Source organism: Paenibacillus sp. FSL H7-0357 (assembly GCF_000758525.1).
In the GTDB taxonomy this organism is placed as follows: domain Bacteria; phylum Bacillota; class Bacilli; order Paenibacillales; family Paenibacillaceae; genus Paenibacillus_AQ.
In genome coordinates this window covers 5,220,774-5,241,059 of sequence record NZ_CP009241.1, presented here as the reverse complement: position 1 = coordinate 5,241,059, position 20,286 = coordinate 5,220,774, and the positions used below count along the sequence as shown (strand labels likewise).

At 47.7% G+C, this 20,286-nt stretch carries 10 protein-coding genes and 2 pseudogenes; 5 read left to right on the top strand and 7 right to left on the bottom strand.

The annotated features are described in order from the left end of the window. Positions 1–32: 32 nt before the first annotated feature. From H70357_RS23015 to glpK, 3 genes and pseudogenes are all read left to right on the top strand, one after another. The gene (locus H70357_RS23015) at positions 33–749 is read left to right on the top strand and encodes a response regulator transcription factor (RefSeq protein ID WP_020427515.1); all 717 of its coding nucleotides are present in this window, start codon (positions 33–35) and stop codon (positions 747–749) included. Continuing rightward, positions 750–2,189, top strand: coding sequence for an ATP-binding protein (locus H70357_RS23010; protein ID WP_038594582.1), 1,440 nt, complete (start codon positions 750–752; stop codon positions 2,187–2,189). It begins immediately after the preceding gene. A 114-nt stretch (positions 2,190–2,303) separates the two neighbouring features. After that, positions 2,304–3,794, top strand: a pseudogene (gene glpK / locus H70357_RS23005) (glycerol kinase GlpK). A gap of 141 nt (positions 3,795–3,935) precedes the next feature. Here glpK and H70357_RS23000 read toward each other — a convergent pair. The 3 genes from H70357_RS23000 to H70357_RS22990 form a co-directional block, all read right to left on the bottom strand. Further along, positions 3,936–4,808 carry a GNAT family N-acetyltransferase gene (locus tag H70357_RS23000; protein ID WP_038594580.1) on the bottom strand — a complete coding sequence of 291 codons (873 nt, stop codon included), beginning with the start codon at positions 4,806–4,808 and terminating at the stop codon, positions 3,936–3,938. 8 nt (positions 4,809–4,816) lie between these two features. Next, positions 4,817–5,167 (bottom strand): hypothetical protein, encoded by a 351-nt coding sequence (locus H70357_RS22995; protein WP_038594578.1) that lies wholly within the window; start codon positions 5,165–5,167, stop codon positions 4,817–4,819. 298 nt (positions 5,168–5,465) lie between these two features. Next, a complete protein-coding gene (locus H70357_RS22990) occupies positions 5,466–6,716 on the bottom strand; it encodes a methyl-accepting chemotaxis protein (RefSeq protein WP_038594576.1) in 1,251 nt (416 codons plus the stop codon). Between the two features lie 286 nt (positions 6,717–7,002). Between H70357_RS22990 and H70357_RS22985 the strand changes: the two genes are divergently transcribed. Then, positions 7,003–13,650 (top strand): glycoside hydrolase family 3 N-terminal domain-containing protein, encoded by a 6,648-nt coding sequence (locus H70357_RS22985; protein ID WP_038594574.1) that lies wholly within the window; start codon positions 7,003–7,005, stop codon positions 13,648–13,650. A 121-nt stretch (positions 13,651–13,771) separates the two neighbouring features. On the opposite strand, the pseudogene H70357_RS37195 reads toward H70357_RS22985, so the two are convergent. The 3 genes and pseudogenes from H70357_RS37195 to H70357_RS22975 form a co-directional block, all read right to left on the bottom strand. After that, positions 13,772–13,956: pseudogene (locus H70357_RS37195) on the bottom strand (transposase); the annotation flags it as partial. Between the two features lie 285 nt (positions 13,957–14,241). Next, the gene (locus tag H70357_RS22980; RefSeq protein WP_038594572.1) at positions 14,242–15,882 is read right to left on the bottom strand and encodes a response regulator transcription factor; all 1,641 of its coding nucleotides are present in this window, start codon (positions 15,880–15,882) and stop codon (positions 14,242–14,244) included. Between the two features lie 3 nt (positions 15,883–15,885). Continuing rightward, positions 15,886–17,664 (bottom strand): sensor histidine kinase, encoded by a 1,779-nt coding sequence (locus H70357_RS22975; protein ID WP_038594570.1) that lies wholly within the window; start codon positions 17,662–17,664, stop codon positions 15,886–15,888. Positions 17,665–17,798: 134 nt separating this feature from the next. Here H70357_RS22975 and H70357_RS22970 point away from each other — a divergent pair, with 134 nt between their 5' ends. Continuing rightward, a complete protein-coding gene (locus H70357_RS22970; protein ID WP_038594568.1) occupies positions 17,799–19,133 on the top strand; it encodes an ABC transporter substrate-binding protein in 1,335 nt (444 codons plus the stop codon). On the opposite strand, the gene H70357_RS22965 is transcribed toward H70357_RS22970, so the two are convergent. Beyond that, complete coding sequence (locus tag H70357_RS22965) at positions 19,117–20,100, bottom strand: helix-turn-helix transcriptional regulator (protein WP_038594566.1); 984 nt, start codon at positions 20,098–20,100, stop codon at positions 19,117–19,119. The genes H70357_RS22970 and H70357_RS22965 overlap by 17 nt on opposite strands. Between the last annotated feature and the right edge of the window lie 186 nt (positions 20,101–20,286).

The window sequence follows — 20,286 nt, the reverse complement described above, 5'->3', positions numbered from 1 at the left end:
TCTACTGTATTTGATGAAGGGGTTGTTGTGAAATGGCAGAGCATTTGAATAGAATTCTGGTGGTGGATGACGAAGAGCGCATTCGCCGCCTGCTAAAGATGTACCTTGAAAAAGAAGGCTACGAAATCGACGAAGCGGAAGACGGCGAAATTGCTCTGCGCAAAGCAACGGCCAATGATTACGGCCTTATTTTGCTGGATGTCATGCTGCCGGGCATCGATGGGATTGAAGTGCTGACGAGACTCCGAGGGGTCAAATCTACTCCTGTTCTGATGCTGACCGCCAAGGGCGAGGAAATCAACCGGGTTCAGGGCTTTGAAATGGGTGCAGACGATTATGTGGTTAAACCGTTCAGCCCGCGAGAAGTGATCTATCGGGTCAAGGCCATTATGCGCCGTTCTTCGGCAACGGCCTTTTTATCCAAAGAGAGCAATTCCAGCAACAACATCGTTTTCCCGCATCTTATTATTGAGCATGATGCACACCGGGTAACTGCAGGCGGCCAGGAAGTAAGCCTGACCCCGAAGGAATACGAGCTGCTGCATTATTTGGCTATCTCGCCGGACAAGGTATTCTCGCGCGAAGAGCTGCTTAAGGATGTGTGGAATTACGAGTTTTTCGGAGATTTACGTACAGTGGATACCCATGTCAAACGGCTTCGCGAGAAACTGAATAAAGTTTCACCGGAATCAGCAGCGATGATCACCACAGTATGGGGCGTAGGCTACAAGCTCGAGGTACCTAAATAAGTGAATTTCTGGAGAAGTCTTGTCGGCAAGCTGTGGATCACGATCATCTGTCTGGTTGCTGTCGTGCTCATTACGGTGGGGCTGTCTCTGCTGCCTTATATCGACAGCAACTTCGCCAATTCCGGGGCGATTAAACGTTTGTTCATGTATGCCTGTATGATCGGGTTCTCGTTGACGACATTTTTTGCCTTGTTTTTATTTACTAAGATTACCCAGCCGATGCAGCAGGTCATTGAAGCGGCCAACAATATCCGCAAGGGTGAATACGGGACAAGGCTGACACTTGTGACGAGCGACGAAATTGGTCAATTGGCCACTTCATTCAACCATATGGCTGAAGAGCTGGAGGAGAATATCCGCAGTTTGAACCACGAGAAGGGCCATCTGTCGAGTGTTCTGCGCAGCATGAGCGATGCCGTCATCACGTTTGACATCGAAGGCCGGATTATATTGACCAACCCGCACGGCCAAAAACTGCTTCAAGCCTGGAAGGATTTAGACCACGAGCAGGAAAGCGATTCTGAGCTTGATCCTGATGCGGTTGCTTCAGGCGATGTGCCGCCGCCGCTACGCCCGCTGTTCTTCAGCACGCTGAGACAGGGAAGCGACGATCGTTCTAATGTGCATGTCCGCCAGGGAGTCTGGTCGGTTCATATGGCTCCACTCTATTCGGAAGGGAATATCCGCGGCGCTGTAGCGGTTCTGCGTGATGTGACTGAAGAGGTGCGCCTGGAGAAAATGCGCACGGACTTTGTGGCCAACGTATCGCATGAAATCCGCACACCACTCTCGATGATGCAGGGCTACAGCGAGGCGCTGCTGGATGGCATGGCCTCCTCGCCGGAGGAGAGCAGCGAGCTGGTGCAGGTTATCCATGACGAATCGCTGCGTATGGGACGGCTGGTTAAGGATTTGCTGGATCTTGCCCGCATGGAGGCAGGACATACGGATATGGCCAAGGCGCAGGTGGATATGGATGAGCTGCTGGAACGCATATACCGCAAGTTTTCCGTACGGGCCAAGGAACGGGAGATTCATCTGGAGCTGACCAAGTCTGGCGATATACCGCTCCTTAAGGCTGCTGACGAAGATAAGCTGGAGCAGGTTCTGACAAATCTGCTGGACAATGCATTCCGCCATACACCCGCAGGCAAGCACATTACCATTGTTACCAGCACAGTGATTCTGGAGGGCCGCCGTTACCTGGGGATTGAAGTCCGGGATGAAGGAGTCGGCATTGCGCCGGAGGATCTTCCTTATATTTTCGAACGTTTCTACAAGGCAGATAAAGCGCGTGTCCGGGGGGAATCCGGGGGAACGGGATTGGGACTGGCGATCGTTAAAAATATCGTCGAGTCGCATCAAGGGCAAATTACCGCGTACAGCAAGCTTGGAGAGGGGACAACCTTCACGCTGCGGCTTCCTGTCGAAAAACAGTAAACGCTTGACCCAGCATGACAGCGCCTCTGACAGCAGAGGTGCTTTTTGTTGAAACTAGCACTTTAATCTTGTTCATCGTGGAACATCTTGCAGCAAATCAAGGAGGCATCTATCATGATTTTATCGTTGGACCAAGGCACGACCAGCTCACGGGCGATTATGTTTGATCTGGAAGCGGGCATGCTCTCCCAGGGTCAGTATGATATTAAACAATTTTTCCCCCGTCCAGGCTGGGTTGAGCATGACCCGGAGCAAATCTGGGAAAGCCAGCTTGCCGCAGCCAGAGATGCTATCAGCGGAAGCCGGGTCCCGGCTGCGGAGATTTTGGCCATCGGCATCACTAATCAGCGGGAAACTGCGCTCATTTGGGACAGGGTTACAGGTGTGCCGATTTATCCGGCCATTGTCTGGCAGGACCGGCGCACGGCGGAGCAGTGTGAGGACATTAAGCGGCAAGGTCTTGCCGCTGAAATTGCCGAGAAGACTGGACTTGTCGTCGATGCCTATTTCTCGGCAACAAAGCTGGCCTGGATTCTGGACCATGTACCGGGTTCAAGGGAACGTGCCGAGCGGGGAGAACTGCTTGCCGGAACCATTGACAGCTGGCTGATCTGGAAGCTCACCGGAGGTGCTGTGCACGCCACGGACGTGACCAATGCTTCACGTACGATGCTGTTTAATCTGCATGAGCGCAAATGGGATGAGCGGCTTATCAAAGTTCTGCATCCCCCGCGCCATTCTCCCGGAGGTGCGGATGTCCGGTGGGGAATTCGGCGTAGCCCAGGCACAGTGGTTCGGTGCGGAAATTCCTATCCGCTCTGTCCTTGGCGATCAGCAGGCCGCATTGTTCGGCCATACCTGTCTAGATGCCGGCAGCGCCAAAAATACATACGGCACAGGCTGTTTTATTCTGATGAATACAGGTACGGAAGCAGTCGTCTCCACTCATGGGCTGCTGACCACCGTAGCCTGGGGTATGGGCGATGAATTGTATTATGCGCTCGAAGGCAGTGTCTTTGTGGCCGGTGCAGCCGTCCAGTGGCTGGAGGAAGGACTGGGGCTGATTACCGGCCCCTCAGAATCGGAGGACAAAGCAAGGGAAGTGGAGGACAGCGAGGGTGTCGTGGTCGTACCGGCCTTCACCGGCCTGGGGGCGCCTTATTGGGATATGTACGCCCGCGGCGCGGTGTTCGGACTGACCCGGGGGACTAGGGCAGGTCACCTGGTGCGGGCCACGCTGGAGTCGCTGGCTTTCCAGTCCCGGGATGTGATTGGGGCGATGGAAAAAGACGCCGGCATGCCGCTGACCGGACTGCGCGTGGATGGCGGCGCTGTCCGCAATGATCTGCTGATGCAGTTTCAATCAGATATTCTAGGCAGTGAGGTGACCCGCACTACCTATGCGGAGACGACGGCTCTGGGTGCAGCGCTGCTGGCCGGACTCACCTCAGGGATTTGGTCAAGAGAAGAGCTGGAGAGCTTCAACAAGGCCGAGAAGGTGTTCTCGCCGCTGATGGAGAGGAGGAACGGGAACGCCGCTACGGCGCCTGGAAAGATGCTGTAGCGCGTACCATGGGCTGGGAGAAGCATGAGGGGCGTCAGTAAGCAGGAATGTATTCATGTACCGATTTGGAAACGAGGTTCACGATCACCCTATCACGCAAACGGCGCTCAAGAAGAGTAGATTCTTCTTGAGCGCCGTATTTGTTCTGGCGGGCTTTAGCATTCCTATTTATAACTTTTGATTTACCGGCAAGACACAGGACCTGTGAAATATTGAAACTCGCCCATAATGGCAAAGCCGACGCTCAGGTAGAGGTCCAGAGCATAGGCATTCTCAGTGACGACGCCCAGCCGTATATGCGTATCGGGTTCCTGCAGCAGCAGGTCTTCCACTGCTGCTGCAAGGATATCGCGGCCCAGGCCTTTTCCCTGGCAAGACGGAAGGACGCAGAAATCGTGGATAACCGCTGTCCGGGAGTCAACTTTATTAACTCTTATCAGTCCAACCGGCATCTGATTATTCTTGGCAATATAGGTGATGCGCCCAGGCTGACGGGTATGGGCCCAATAATCCCTTGTCCATGATTCTGAATCACCGAAAGCCTGCGATGAACAGATTACCGAAAATTCATAATCATCCGGCTGCTCTACTTGTAACATTAGTTCCGGGTAACGGGGCTCACGGGCGTGGTACTGCTTGAGACTCAGGGAATACTCGGAGCTGGTCAAGTTTGCTGCCAATTGTGCCGCACAACCAGCTCCTGAAAGAGACCCCGAAGGGATGCGGTAACGGAGTGTTTGGATACCTTGAGCTTCCATCTCTTGCCTCGCGAGATCCAGCAGTCTGCGGAACACCTGCTGCCGCCGGTATTCGGGATGCACCATTCCATTGATGTTGGCTTGTGTTCCGTCCGACGTATACCAGCTCAGAAAACCGATTAACTGTTCCCCGGCATGGCAGAGGAAAGCAGCATCACCGTTCTCAGGTCCCAGACTCTCAACGCCAACTCTCAGATTGCTCCCATCGGAATTTTTGCAGAGCAGCTCCAGCGACTTCACAGCCGCAATAGATCTCTCCGAGAAATCAGTCATTTTCTTAATTACATGTTCTCCCATAACTGCTGCTACACTTTAACCGCGGAAAGGATCTCTAAATTCTCAAGACCAGCCTTGCGGCCCAGCCGGGCCAGCTGCATTTTAAGGATCGGATTGTTTTCCAGCGTCAGCTTGACCTTCACAAATCCGTCGCTCTTGAACATCACGAAGCAGCTTTCCAGCAGAGGCACCACATCTGGAGCGGTTACATTCAACTTTATACAATCAATTTTCAGTTCAAAGTCGGCTGGGTTAATAGGATTGATCGTTTGCTGATAAGCTTGGATGGACCGGAGACCGTCCTCTTCAGAGAAGGTGCCTTCCAATTCGATTTCGATTACTTTCTGTTCCACATCTGTCTTTAAAATAAATTTCCCCATCTGTACATCTCTCCCGTTAGTGGATTGCTGAACATGAGGGAGCAGCTAAGCTTGCCTCTGTGGTCCTCATGTATATCTGTTCATATAGATAACCATGAATATCATGTATATGCAATAATAAAGTCGAAATATGTATTAATTTGTCGCAAAAGATCAAATGAAACCCGGTGACAAAAGCGGTTGCTAGCGCACTATATAGTGATTTTTAACCATATTTCAATCAAAAAAAACCTCTTCAGGATACAGCTGATAATCAGCCATAATCCATAAAGAGGTCTCGGAGCAGGATACGCTTAATCTAGAACTTGAAGATGTGAATGGTCTTTTGCAGCTGGAATACGGATTGCGTCATTTTATCTGTCTCTTCGGCTACGGATTGCAGGGCATTAATTTGCTCATTCATGGCTGCGGATACCTCTTCGGTTCCGGCTGCCGTCTGCTGGGTAATCGCGGAAATATTCTCAATGGCGCTGGAGATTTTGAGTGCACTTTCCAGCATGAGATCACTTTCAGCAGAGAAGGAGGCGATTTGCTCGGTTATGTACTGAACACTTTGCACAATTTGCGCGAAAATATGAGCGGTCTCGGTGATCATCTCATTCTGAACCTGCACGACCTCTTCGTTGATGGCAATATTGTCGATTGCCTGCTTGATGTCGGCTTCGATACTGCGTACCAGCCCGAATACTTCCTTAGTAGAAGCGGTGGATTCCTCGGCAAGCTTGCGGACTTCCTGGGCTACCACGGCGAACCCCCGGCCATGCTCTCCTGCGCGCGCGGCTTCAATGGATGCGTTCAGCGACAGCAGGTTGGTCTGCTCGGCAATTTCAGTGATGGTCTTCGTAATCATGGTAATGCCCCGGGCATTTTGTGAAAGGGCATCAATCGTATCGGCCACCTTTTGCGTAGCCTGAATATTCTTGCGCATACCTTCTGCCTGAGTGTCAACGGACACACGTCCTTTTTCGACGAGCTCCAGCGTATGTATAGAACGTTTATTCATTTCTTTAGTTGAGCTTGTGTAGTTAGAAACTTTGGTTTCTATATCTTTGATGGATTCCGTCATATCTGCAATATCCACGGATATCTCATTGGCGCCGAGGGCCAGCTCGTTGGAAGAAGAGGCAACCTGAGCCATGACAATCTTGAGATTCTGGTTCTTGTCTTCAATACCCCGGCTCGCGTCCATTACCTGGCGGGTAATTCCCGAAGCTTCCGTCAGAATCTTCTTCAGCTTCTCGATCATCGTGTTGAACGAGCGGCTGATGTCGCCCATGGCCCCGCTTTCGTCCGCACGGCTTGTGAAATCTCCTTTGGCGATCGTGTGCGTCACATTGGAAATGTCGTCAAATGAAGATGTAAGCGTTCTCTCAATAAATCGTGAAAGAGGATAAGTCAGCGCTGACAGCACCACAACAAGAATAATTCCGATCAAGATCTTGCCCATGATCAATAAAGTAATCAGAACAGGAACTGCGAATAATGCGGCAATCAGATAACAACCGGCAACTATTCTCTGTTTTAACGGAAGCTTGTTCATCCAGTCCATAATAACTAATTCCCCCTAATAAATATGTTGTGTATTGTAATATTATAGGTGATTATAGGAGGTTTGGTCTATTGTAAGAACTGACATAAATTTAAGACAGGAATAATCTAAAAAATGCTGCAGGTTATCTAAAAAATGACTCCTATATTTTTGTGGATGCTGAAATTATGATTATAAATGATTACGCTTTCAATCGCTATATAACAATTGCCTAAGGAGGTTCTGTTCGAAAGGGAAATTTGTATTCGATTTCAGTGCTCACTACTTTTGAAGGAGGCAATATGAAATGTTGAAACGCGCAATTTCCTCGGCCACCGCTATACTTCTTTTGTGGTCAACATTTGCAGGAGCAGCACCTGCAACTTCCTATGCAGCAGCGTCAACTACGGAAGCCCTGGTTCCCTATTATAAAGCCTCACTGCCTGTGGATACCCGAGTGGCAGACTTGCTGGGACGGATGTCTCTGGATGAGAAAATCGGGCAAATGGTGCAGGCGGAGCGTGCATCCGTCACGCCGGAAGATGTCAAGAAGTATCACTTAGGTTCGGTTCTCAGTGGCGGGGGTTCTTTCCCGAACGGTAAGCAATTAGACAGTACTCGTGAGAAGTGGGAGGCACTGGTGGATTCCTATCAAGCAGGTGCCTTATCAACACCACTGGGTATCCCGCTTCTCTATGGGGTTGATGCGGTACATGGTCAGAACAATATCATGGGTGCGACCTTATTCCCACATAATATAGGTTTAGGAGCCACAAGAAATACAGAACTTGTCGAACAAATTGGGATCGCAACCGCACAGGAGGCTAAAGCGTCTGGAACGAATTGGATCTTTGGTCCTACCATCGCTGATCCGCAACATATAAATTGGGGCCGGACGTATGAAGGCTTCAGTGACAACCAGTCCCTTGTAGCTGAAATGGCCTCTGCGTACATAAAGGGACTGCAGGGAAAAACCATTGGCGAGTTGAAGAATAGTGATCGGGTGATCGCCTCCGCAAAACATTTTCTTGGAGAAGGGTTAACGGATAATGGAGTGAATCAGGGCGATATCACCGGGATGACTGAGCAGGAAGTGCTCGACCTGAATCTGCCTATGTACAAAAAGGCTATAGAAGCTGGGGCAAGGACGGTAATGGCTTCCTATAACAGTATCCAAGGATTGAAGATGCACGCGAACAAACGTATTCTCACCGATGCGCTGAAGGGTACAGGCGAGGGCCAGCTTGGCTTCACGGGCTTTGTTATTACGGACTATAATGCCGTGCAGCAAATCAACAAGGATTGGGATGGAAATGCTGTCAGTGGATTGAAGAACCAGATTAAAGTAGCTGTGAATGCCGGCGTTGACATGTTGATGATGCCAGCCGATTGGAAAGTAACCATCACTCACCTGAAGGCACTTGTAGAGGATGGATCAATTAGTCAAAGCCGTATAGATGACGCAGTAACGCGTATTTTGCGCGTTAAGTTCGAGTCAGGTGCATTTGAGCATCCGATGACGGATCAGAGTCTTGAGACTACCTTCGGCTCTAAATCACACCGTGCGCTTGCCCAGAAGGCAGTGCGCGAATCCCTCGTTCTCCTGAAGAACGATAAGGTAAATGGTCAGCCGATCCTTTCCCGGCTTAAGAATATGAACAAGATTTTTGTCGCAGGAAAAAGTGCGGATGATATCGGCATACAGTCGGGTGGCTGGTCCATCAGCTGGCAGGGTCTATCCGGAAAAATTACGGAAGGAACCACGATCCTTCAGGGGATTAAGAACACAGCTGGTGAATCAAAGAAGGTAACCTATAACAAACATGGCCGTGGCGCAGCGGGCAATGATGTCGCGATTGCTGTTATCGGTGAAAAGCCGTACGCCGAATCAAATGGTGATGGCCTGAACAGTCTCAAATTGGATAAGGAAGATATTGCTACGTTAAATAATATCCGCAAATCTGGGGTTCCGACGATTGTTGTCCTCGTATCCGGAAGGCCTTTGATCATAAATGATCAATTGGAGGATATTGCAGGGCTGGTTGAAGCTTGGCTGCCGGGAACGGAGGGGCAGGGAGTAGCTGATGTCCTTTTCGGTGATTACGAATTCACAGGTAAATTACCGATTCGTTGGCCTTTCTACACAGAGGCATACTCGGCTTTGAAGGCAGGCACCTCGAATTTAGAACAGCAATATATTCTGTTTGATTATGGGTATGGATTGACTAAAAACGAACCAACACCTGTTTTACCCGCTCTTCCGCAAAAACCGGGCAACGCCCTCTACGCGAAAGTAGAGGCGGAGAGCTTCATACAACAGCAAGGGATACAGTTAGAGGGCACTGCTGATGTGGGTGGAGGCCAAAATATTAGCTACGCAGATGCAGGGGACTGGATGGAATATCTGATCGACGTTCCAACAGATGGAGTGTTTGATATAGATTTCCGCCATGCCGGTGAAGGTGATAATACCGGATTTAACATTCTAAATGAGTCAGGCGTGAAACTCGGTGAGTTATCCGTAAACCGCACAGGAGCCTGGCAGAACTGGAAGACGACTACAGTTCATGACATTGCCCTTACAGCAGGTGTTCAGAAGATTAAGTTAGTGCTTAAGGCGGGCGGACTAAACTTAAACTGGTTTGGTTCCAAAGGCTTCTCACCCGCAGCGCCAGAAATTGATAGTGGGGGAATTGTAACCCCGGCACCGGTCATACAGGCGAACGCAGTAGAGAACTGGGTGACCACTGAACGGGATTCCGGGGATATGGGATGGTATTACGATCCTCGTTGGCAGGATGGCGACAAGAAGCTTGAACAGCAAGCTAATATCGACTTAACTGAGGTTGGAACGGCTGTTGACCCTAAAGTTACAACGATTACTATTGATCCAAACAAAGAATATCAGTCGATGATGGGGATTGGAACATCGATGGAAGAATCGACTGTTTACAATCTGCTCAAGATGTCACCAGCGAAACAGGACGAATTACTGAAGAAGCTAGTTAGCAAGACTGAAGGTATTGGCATGAGTATGATGCGCGTTACGATTGGTTCGGCTGACTTTACAGCACAGAAGTTTTATTCCTATGATGATATGCCAAAGGGTGAAACGGACACAAGCTTAAGTCATTTCTCAATTCAGAAGGATATCGACTTCGGTATTATTCCGGCATTGCAGAAAATGGTGGCGATCAATCCGGAACTCAAATTTTTCGCTTCACCATGGAGTCCTCCAGGCTGGATGAAGACCACTGACAGCATGGTTAAAGGGCAGGTTAAGGATGAATATCTGCCTGTACTCGCGGACTATTATGTCAAATTCATTCAAGAGTATAAGAAACAAGGGATTGTTATCGAAGCGATGACCTTACAGAACGAGCCGCTTCTTGAAATCGAATATCCCAGTACGAAAATGCCTTGGCAACAAGAAGCGGAGCTTGCCAAGCTGCTGAAGCAGAAGCTTACAGCAGCAGGACTGGACGTGAAGTTATGGATATTCGACCACAACCCGGGCGACACGATGTCTTATCCGGCTCCAATGCTGGCTGATTCTGAGAACTACGCAGCGATTGACGGAACTGCTTTCCATGATTACGGCGGCGATCTTGGGCTTATGTCTCAGCTGCATGATATGTACCCCGAGAAGAACGTTTACTTAACGGAACGTGCAGTATGGGGAACATTAGGTACGGATCGGATTGCACAGTATTTCAGAAATTGGGCAAGAAGCTATAATTCATGGGTCCTTATGCTTGATAGCGATGTCAACACCCACCAATGGGTTGGAACACCGGATCCGACGATGTTAATTCAGGATTCGTCGAACACCGATAATTATTGGCTGACGCCGGAGTATTACTTCGTGGGCCACTTCACGAAGTTTGTGAAACCAGGCTACACTCGAATCGACAGCAATTACGGTAATAAGGATAGTGTAACGAATGTATCCTTCATGAGTCCGGACAAGAAAACGATCGTTACGGTCGTTATTAACCAGACGGCATCAACACAAACGTTTAAGCTGGTGAGTGACGGAACACAAATTGCGGCAACACTAGCCCCCAAGTCAGTAGCCACTTACCGTTGGAACCGTGACGTTCAAACGGTACCTGGGGAGGAGAAAGTGCTAAGTCTTACTCCGGATGTTTTGGATTATGACGTGAGCGGCAAAGAAGTAACGTTGAATCTTAGCGGAGGCACCTTTAATAGCTTCAATGTAAATGACATTTCATTATCTGGTGAGGCAACGGATAAGGGTGTGACAGTAACCTCTGTTACCTACGCTACTTACAACCCGGATAAGGTTAAAGTAAAACTCGCATGGGATGGAACGCCTTATTATAATGATGTGAACCTGACCCTAAATGTACCGGCTACCGCCTATTCTGATTCTACTGATGGTAAGCCGCTTTCAGCGCATGTGAAGCTGAAAGGGACTGCAAGGCAGACACCGGCTACACCAATACCAGGGACCGTCAGCGCGGATGTTTACTATCAGTTCTCAGGAGTGAATTTTACGGAGGGATGGAAATTTACAGACATAGGAGCTGGGGACTGGGTAGACTTTAAGATTAATGTTCCGAGAGCCGGCAAATATGCATTTACGTTAAATGCTGTAGTTCCAAGTGGTGGAGGCAGTGCTTTCCAGATGAAATCTGATCATACAACGCTCGCCACATTTAACATTCCTTCCGGACCTAATAATTGGAATCTCATACGTACTTCGGCGGATTTGGAAGCAGGGGAGCAGATCATTAGAATTCTCGGCAGTGTGGGCACCTTTGAAATGCAGCATATTATCGTCGAAGAAGTCAGCCCTCATTCCGTGGACGGGGACGGTATCTTGAAAGTGGAAGCGGAGAGTTTCGTAAAAGCAGGTCAGAACGTGATCCAAGTAGGAGATCCAATTACAAACCTCGGTTATACAACTGCGGGAACCTATATGGATTACTTAGTTACAGTACCGAAGTCCAGCAACTACAAAATTAAATATAATTATGCGACTCCACAAGGCGGAGTTTCCGTATCGCTGCAGACGAATGGTCAAACAACCGGTACCACAAGCTTGCCAAGTACTGGTGGCTGGGTTGTCTATTCTGAAGCGGCTTCGATCCTTCCTTTAACAGCAGGCACGCAGACCATTCGGCTTGTCATTAATGGCGACGGAGTAAATTTGGACCGGTTCCAGCTTGAGCCAACGGATTCCGCTCCGGCGCCAGTTTTTGAAATGGCTGCAGCGCCTCATGTCTTGTATGAAGATAGTCAAAGGGATGACGAGCAAATCGTAAAGCTCAATACGAATATCGTTGACGGGAAAATCCACTACACAACAGACGGTACACTTCCAACAAAGGACAGCACATTATATACGGGTCCTGTCTCTGTAACACCGGCGAAAGTCCTTCGGGCTATTGTCGTAAAAGCGGGGATGGATGACAGTTATGTCTCCTTCTATGCAGCAGCAGCGGCATCACCGCAAGCAAGTCCAGGTGCGGGAAGCTATAACAACCTGGTCAATGTGAATCTAACAAGTAGAACCAAAGGAGCAACTATTTATTATACTACCGATGGTACCGTACCGACGACTACAAGCCTCTTATATCAGGGACCGCTTACGGTTACTTCCGATACGACGATCAAAGCAGTTTCTATTAAAGACAGCTTGAATCATAGCGCTGTCGGTGAATTCACTTTCAATATTACTAATAATCCAAATCCGAATCCCGGGACGAACCCAGTAACAAATCCCGTAATAACCCCAGGGACTACCCCGGTTGATAATGGGCAAAAGGCGATGATCAAAGCTCCGAAGCCTGTAGTAAATCCTAACACAGGCCGCGCAACAACAACGATAGCAAGTGCAGATTTGAAAGCAGCGCTACAAGCTGCGAAGCCAGTCAAAGGAGTCCCAACGGTCTTTATAGAAGTTGAGGAATTAGCAGGACAAAAGGGATACGAAATACTTCTTCCTGTTGAGAATCTGACGACGGGGACTTTAACCTCGAAGCTGGAAATTGTTACGGCCATTGGGAAGATAGTCGTGCCAAGTAACATGCTAAGCAGAACCGTTGCGAGTGGTGTAGACAACATTGGATTAACGATTGCAGTAGCGGATATTACTGAGGATGGGGTAAAAGCAAAAATTGGGCAACATCCCGTAATCGGGCTGACCTTACGAGCCGGTAATCAGGTCATTGAATGGAATAATCCGAAAGCACCGGTAACGGTGTCTATTCCTTACACGCCTTCGGCAACGGAATTGGCCCATAAGGAGCAAATCACTGTCTGGTATATCGATGGACAAGGAAATCTAATATCGGTTCCAAGCGGTCGTTACGATGAAAAAACCGGAATGGTTAGTTTCACCACGACACATTTCGGCACATTTGCTGTAGCGTATGTTAATAAATCTTTTACAGATATCAGTAAGCACGGGTGGGCAAAGCAGGCAATCGAGGTTCTGGCGTCCAAGGGAGTGATACAGGGCACATCAGATACGACATTTGCCCCTAATGCAAAGATAAAAAGAGCGGACTTTATCGTATTATTAGTCAAAGCACTTGGACTTACAGAAGTAGCAGGTGATAACTTTGCCGATGTTAAATCCACGGCTTATTATGCAGAGGCTATTGGCATAGCTAAGAAGCTCGGGATTGTCCAAGGAAAAGGCGGCAATGTCTTCGAAACGGAAGCAAACATCACGAGACAAGAAATGATGGCGTTGGCCACCCGGGCATTGGGTGCTGCACAGATTCATTTGGAACAGGGATCAGCAGCGGACTTAACGCGATTTGATGATATTACGAAGATCGCCCCCTTTGCGGTTGAAGACATAGCAACGCTGGTCAAGAATGGAATCGTGTCTGGTAACGGGACCCTTGTGAATCCGCTTGGGACTGCAACCCGTGCTGAAGCATCAGTTATGATTTATAAGATGTATAATTTGCAATAACTAAGTGCTGTTGTAGTTGAATGAAGAGAAGGAGCTGGCCCAAAAGTAGATTTTCTACGAGCGGAGAGAGACCACTTTCATTCTCAAAACCGTAAAAGTCAACAGAGCAGCGATTCCCGTGTTATTGGAGGATCGCTGCTCTGCGTTTTTGGTCCTTTGCGGCTTGCTTCAGTAGATTGTGGCCAAGCAAAAGCCACCGACCTCAAACGTTACTTTTTCCGTGCCACGAAGCAGAAAGTACCGGAAGCCCCGGTTATTTTTTAGTTGGTCAAATACACTTTCGAGTTCCGTCATCGGGCTCACAGCCTAGCTCCATCACTTGTTTGAGTTTTTTAATGTTTATCTCAGAAGACTTGCTATAAAGATTGTAAGTGTGTTTCCCGCTTAAACAGCGGAGAGGACGGACTGATTGTGGAAAAGCGGCAGCGGTCGCCTTGGTCCCCGGATTTTCACCGCTAAGGGAAATGGAAAAAATCTGGAGAGCACAGCGATTGGAACAACGGTCCGTTCGCGGAGCGTCCACCCAAGTGCTGACGTTGATCCTGCTCAAAAAACGAGGTGTCCCAATCAGCCACTTCAAGGCTTTGAGCTTCAGTTTGTAGGTTCAAGGTAACCGATCATTTTCTGGTACTGTGTTGGGGTCAGACCCGTCCATTTTTTGAAAGTAGTTCTGAAATGCCGCTCCTCCTGATACCCGACTTGCTTGGCAACTGTATATATTTTGTAGTTTTGCTTCAATAGCTCCTTCGCTTTTTCCACACGGAATTGATGCAAATAATCCAAAAAGTTAATCCCTAGTTCTTGTTTGAATAAAGAGCTTAAGTAGGTATTGGATACATAAGTTTCCTTAGCGACAGATTCCAGCGAGATACTGGTGTTGTACTTCTGAATAATCCAATCAAGTGCAGCTTGAACCGTTCGGTGAAGAGGCTTCTGCCGGGAGTCAATTTCAACGATGCTTTGAATAATTTTTTGCATAATGGTAGCCAGCTCTTCTAATGTCTCGATCGAGGGGACTTTCTCCACCCAGTTAATGAGGTCATCCTTCCATTCGAAGGCGGCATGATTACGTTCCTGTGAGAATTTTTGCAGCTCTAGAATGAAGATCGTGGCCCGCAGATTGACTTCCGTTTTGTCATATTGGGAGGTGTTGCGGATATAATTCAGCCAATGGTCCAGATGATCTAACGCTTGTTCATAATTATGATTTTCCAAGTTGAGCTTTATTTCTTTCTCCAGTTGCTGTAATTCTTCATTCTCCAAGATGGAGGTGTGAACCAGACCGCGCTGATTATATTCGGAAAAAAGAAATACCCCGCCTTTTCCTTTGTAAAACCGGCCTGCCATGGCTTCCATGGCTTCCGCGTACGCGCTATGTACTTCATCCAGAGATGGTTTTACGGAAGAGATGGCTATACTGATGGAAATTTTCAAGAAGGTCTCCATATTCTTTTGGAGTTCTTCCATCTTTTTCTTCAAAGAGGTATCGGTCTCATGATCAGGGATGTTGGCCAGCCATAATAATTCCTCTCCGTAGCTAATCGGTTCTATAAATCCATGGAATAGAGGCAGCAATGTTTCGGTCAGAATATTACTGGCTGCGTATCGAATCAATGCCATATCCCGTTTATATAGTTTGGAGTCATTCCGGTGGTCCGGGGTGTCAATCCGCAGCAATCCAATATGAATCTTAAAAGGTTTAAGTGAGATTCCCATCTCTTGTATGATTTTCTGCCTGTCTCCGAGAAGGAGCGGGGGATTCGCAAGCCACTGATTTAAAATTTGATTTTTAAGCAGCGGAATATTTTTTGTCCAATTCTGATTGAGCTGCTGCAGCGTGGAGCCTTCCCTTTGTTCCTTATCGATCTTTTCCTTCACTGTAAGTATGGCTTGGAGAATATCTTCAGGTAAGCAGGGCTTTAACAGATACTCGCTTGCCCCATATCGGACAGCATCCCTCGCGTAATTAAAATCACTGTACCCCGTAAGCAGGATGGAATAGAAGGACAGCCCCTCCTCCTGCGCAGTCTGGATCAGTTCCAGTCCATTTATGTAAGGCATGCGAATATCTGTTAATAGTACATCCGGCTTCCTTTCTCTCATTAATGTCATAGCTTCTCGTCCATCCCTCGCTGCGCCCACAATCTCAATATCGTAAAAGGACCAATCGATCATCTGAATAATTCCTTGTCGGAATGATAATTCATCTTCGGCAATCAGCAACCTGAGCATCGTTTAGTTACCCCCTCTATGGATTCGGATTTGGATACGCGTACCTAGACCTAAGGTGCTTTCAATGTGAAATTCCGTAAGCTCAAAGTACAGATTCAACCTTTCGCGAATATTACTTAAGGCGAGGCCCGAGTGTCCAATGGAAGGAGTAACCGGTTTAGGATGACATAAAATTTGCTTTACCCGTTCTGGAGTCATGCCCTTCCCGTTATCAACAACCTCCAGTACGATCCACGATTCCTCAGCATAACAGGCTACCGCAATCATTCCGCTTCCCTCTAAAGGTTCTATGGCATGAATGATGGCGTTTTCAACAAGAGGCTGCAATAATAATTTGGGGACTTGGAAATGACTGATCTCTTCATCCAGGGTGACGGAGAAATGAAATCTGGTAGTAAAACGTTTCTTTTGCAAAAATAAATAATTCTCGATGAATTCAACCTCCTGAAGCAGAGTGGCATTGTCTTGGCCGTTATTCAGACTTAACCTAAACACCTGGGACAAGGATTGAACCATTTCTGCAATATCCCGCTCATTCTTCTGCATCGCCGTCCAGCTTATCATATTTAAAGTGTTGTACAGGAAGTGAGGATTGATTTGCGATTGCAGCGTTTTAAGCTCTGCTTCTTTTTGCTTTAAGTGTGAAGTATATACATCATCGATTAGGGTTTTGACACGCTTGACCATCGTATCATACCAGTAACCCAGTTGGCCGATCTCATCATTCCCCGAAAAATTCACCCGCTGACTGAAGTCTCCAAGCTGCAGCTGCTTCATCGAGAGAATTAATGTTTTGACAGGGTTCGTAATGATTTTGGCGATTAACCAAGTACACAGTATCATTACCAGCGTAAACACTGCCATAATAAGAACAGTTATAGATTTGATATAATCGAGCTCTTTCAATAAATCCTTTTTATTCTGTATCACCAAAGAGTGCCAGCCTGTCAGCGGGGAAGTGGTCTGAGAGACAACCAAGTCATCTCTATCCAGCAGGTAGCTGAGCGCATCATCTTTTGAGAGTGCCGGTTCAGCAGATTGGAAATAGGGCAGATCACCAATATGTTCGCCCAAATTATCCAGCTCCGTAGAAGCCAGAATCACACCATCGTCATTGATAACCAGCTGATAGGCATTATTTTCTTTGCGGAAAAGATTATTGCTGAGTTGATCGGCATCGATCCCAATCATTAGCACACCGATTCGTTTATAGGTATTGAAATCCTTAAAGGGCTTGATCATCACGAGTTTATAATGTCTGTCTCCATGCAGCAGGTGATCCTCAGGGGACAACATATCCCATATAGGCTCACCGGCAGATTTCATAATGTTCTTGAAAAACCGGGTTTCTTGAAACTCGGCGAAGGAGGCAGCACTGGCAATGCCGGTTTGTGTAATGGCGAACGGCCCATTATCTTCTTGACCCGTAGACAAGCGATAAACAAGCAAGGATTGAAAGGATTCGCTTGAGACCATCAATGGGAGGAGGGATTTGTAGATTTGCTCTCTTACTTCGAGTGTATCACTGGTGGTCACCAAATGTTGTAAGGATGGATTGAGAAACAGGAAGTTACCTGTGCTAATAGTACCGCTGGTGATAAAATCAAGCTGGTTCGTAGTTTTGGCAGCCATGTGGCTTTGCGCTTGACGGATTTTATCGACGATTTCATTGGCGGCAATATAGTAGGAATAAAGGCCAGTTAAACCTACAGTAAAGATCAGCAGAGGGATGACCCAGATCAGTAGTTTATACTGCAGTGAAATGTCTCGATAACGCGTCACGATAGGTTTAATATTATCTCACCCTACTTTACATAGAATATCATCAGTATAACTACAAATAAGGTAATAATATATGTGCTGTCCCCTAAATTTTAGAAATAATAACTTCTCAAGAGGTGGGGAAGAGGATGAGGATGAAAAAGAAATACCGCGTACTATCCATACTGATCATAACCGGTTTGACAGCTGGCGCAATATTTAGTATTACGAATATGAATTCCAAGACACCTGCATTAAAAGTTCAGAATAATACAGAGACACCGGGAATTGTCACGTTGAAATTATTCACAGCCCTTGCTGACCGCGAGAACGGACAGGGGAAAATCGAACAGCAAATCATAGACGCTTATTTGAAAGAACATAGAAATGTGAAAATAGAAGTCGAGGCATTGCAGGATGAGCCTTATAAATCCAAAGTTAAAATATACGCTACATCGAATGCTCTTCCGGATATTATTCAATCCTGGGGGCAGACCTCTTTTATCAAACCCTTAATTGATGCAGGTTTGTTGGCTAAGCTGAACGAGTCGGATTATACCTCCTACCATTTCGTCTCCGGCTCACTCGATGGATTTAAGCAGCACGGTGAATTATACGGGTTACCTAGAAATACCGACTTCTTTGTGATGTACTACAATCAAAAAATATTGGCCGACACCGGTATCCCGGTTCCTGGAACAACACAAGAATGGTTTAAGGCAAGCAAGATGTTAAGAGAGAAAGGCATTAATCCCATCACAACCAATGCCGTTGAAGGCTGGTCACTACCGATCTGGTTCGAGTACATCGCTCAGCGGCATACGGGTGATTTCAGCAAAATAGACGAGGTTCTCGCGGGCAAAGCAACCTTTACAGGCAATGAACAATTTCTTGCAGCGGCTAAAGAATTACAGCGGTTCCAGAAAGAGAAGACACTTGCGGACGGCTTCCTGACTGCGGATTACGGCGCAGCCCGCAACTTGTTTGGACAAGGTAAAGCGGCTTTCTTTTTGATGGGGAGCTGGGAATCCAGTCTTGCTACGGATGAGAATTTCTCGGAAGAATTCCGGAATAATGTTGCAGCTGCACCGTATCCCGCTTCTGACAGGGGCAAGCTGACGGATGTCGCAGCCTGGTTCGGCGGGGGATATTCGATCTCTGCCCATTCTAAGAATAAAGAGGAGGCTGTACAATTTTTGAAATACTTCTACGATCCAGAGAATTGGGCGAAGCTTATTTGGCAAAGTGGAGCAGGGATACCCGCTCAAAAATTCGATCAATACCTGACTGGGGCAGAAAATAAGCTGCAAAAAGGACTGGTAGACATCTTTAGCTCCATTTCAACTTCCAGCGGGACCCCCCTCCAGGATCAAGGGAGTAATGAATTTAAAAATAAAGTAATGGAGGCCCATCAATCCTTAATGGATGGAAGATGCACTCCGGCAGAGTTTTTAAAGAAACTTGATGAAGCCGCTAAATTGAATCAGTAGCTGGAAGACGACTCACCCGGCGACCCAATAGGACGGTTTCCAGTGCAGCCTTATATACTTTTATACGCAGTTCCTCTGGTGACCTGACGATCACATGGGGACCCAAGGACAACATGATTCGGCAAGCTGCTTCTATGACATTGAACTCAGCTTCGACCTCCAGCCATGCAGAATCAGGAGATTCATCTATGGACAGCAATGTAACAAAGCGTTCCTGCCTTAACGCTTGAAGGGAGGAAGACTTTAGCGTGAATTTGGCTTGATAACTGGGAAGGGCGGATTTGAACGATACTTTAGATGACTCCCAGTAACTCGTCAGCTCAAAATCGTCAGGTCGTGAATAAGCTTCCTCTAATATTTGGGCAGCAACGATTCTCGAAACCCGGTAGGTTCTGAACAGCTCCTCATGCTGCCCGATAACATACCATACCCCCCGTTTCGCCACCAAGCCCAGCAGTCCAATGATTCTGTTCTTTATTTCTCCATTTCGCAGATAAGAAATACGTACTTTCCGGTCTTCCCAAAGAGCTGCCTGTAAGGTTGAAAGAAAAGGGAAGCTTTCCTCGGATGAAAGCCATCCTTCACTGTCTATATGAATACGCTGGTTAAAATAGTTGGCGGAAGGGGATTTATTCCCTGAGGCAGCAGCCTCCAGCTTGTGCGATGCAATCGTGAAATCCTCATGAATACCAAGATCCTTCAAGATTGCCGAATCGGCAGAGAGCAGGAGAGCGCCTATTTCGTTGGGCTTCATTCCAGTTAGGGATGTGCGGTAGCCTTCGGTGAGCATCCAGCCCCCCTCCCGGCCTCGTTCTGCCAGCACGGGTATTCCGGAGGCACTAAGCGCCTCCATATCACGAAATATTGTCCGCTCGGATACCTCCAGGGTGCTGGCCAGCTCACGGGAGGTGACTTTGCCGCGGTTCTGCAGCAGAAGCAATATGGATAATAAACGGTCTGCTCTCATACGTCCTCCTCATAGGGGGTATCCCCCTATATAGATTGAACTTATAATTCTTCTATTTTGGGATTGGCCGTGACTACAGAGAATGTTTGGACTTCCGGCCGCTGTTAGGTTTGGATTTCCTGAATTTAACCGCGAATTGCGGTAGAAATCCAAACCTTGCCCATGCTTCCGAAGTGAGCTTTCCTG